The organism is Mycobacterium sp. E3339, assembly GCF_001666915.1.
In the GTDB taxonomy this organism is placed as follows: Bacteria; Actinomycetota; Actinomycetes; order Mycobacteriales; family Mycobacteriaceae; genus Mycobacterium.
Genome location: NZ_LZIZ01000136.1, coordinates 1 through 924, shown reverse-complemented (window position 1 = coordinate 924; position 924 = coordinate 1). Strand labels below are relative to the sequence as shown.

The window sequence follows — 924 nt, the reverse complement described above, 5'->3', positions numbered from 1 at the left end:
AAGGAGAACAAGCCGTCCAACCCCAGCGACCCGCACGACGGGGCCTACACCGCGGCGCGGCTGGCCCGCGACGAGGGGGTGCCCATCTCGACGATCTCGTTCGGCACCAAGACCGGCGAGATCGAGATGGACGGGCAGCGGGTCGCGGTGCCGGTCTCGACGGACCAGATGAAGATGATCGCCAAGCTCTCCGGCGGGCAGTCCTACACCGCCGGCACCGTCGACGAGCTGTCCAAGAGCTACAACGCCATCGAGAAGGACATCGGCTACCGCACCGTGCCGGGTCCCGGCAGTGCCGGGTGGTTGCGCCTGGGCGTGCTCACCGCCCTGATCGCGACGGCGCTGGCGCTGCTGATCAACCGGCGACTGCCGGTCTGATCGCTCAGGAGGGCAGCCGGCGGTTCAGGAACAGGCCGGCCAGGACGGCGCCGGCCATCGCGACGGCCCCCAGCAGCATCCAGGCCAGGCTGGCGTCGCCCTTGACGGTTTCGTAGCCGATCTGGCGCTGCAGAGTCGCGTAGACGTCCTTCAGCGACTCCAGGCTGTCGGCGTGGAACGACTGGCCGTCGGTGATCTCGCAGATCTTCTTCAGCGTCTGATCGTCGACGGGAACCGGGATGGTGGCGCCCTCGTACTCGACGGTGCCGTACGGCGTGCCGAACGAAATCGTCGAGATCTGCACGCCCTCGTCGCGGGCCAGCCGCGCCGCGGTGTAGGCCCCGTCGTGCGGGTCGCTGGGGTTGGACGGCTTGTTCTCCTTGCCGTCGGACAGCAGCACGATGCGGGCCGGCGGCGGCGTGTCGCCACCGGTGATGGCGGTGGCGCTGACCGCGTGCAGGGCGGTGAAGATGGCCTGCCCGGTCGCCGTGCTGTCGGCGAAGTCGAGCTTCTTGAGCGCGTCGATCGTCGCCTGGTGCTGCGGCG

At 69.5% G+C, this 924-nt stretch carries 1 protein-coding gene and 1 pseudogene; one reads left to right on the top strand and one right to left on the bottom strand.

The window, feature by feature from the left end; all coding sequences use genetic code 11:
* Positions 1 to 378 (top strand): annotated as a pseudogene (locus A5702_RS12190) (hypothetical protein); the annotation flags it as partial.
* 4 nt (positions 379 to 382) lie between these two features.
* Here the strand turns inward: A5702_RS12190 and A5702_RS12185 are convergent.
* A partial coding sequence (locus A5702_RS12185) for a VWA domain-containing protein (protein ID WP_156669595.1) occupies positions 383 to 924 on the bottom strand: 542 nt, incomplete at its 5' end.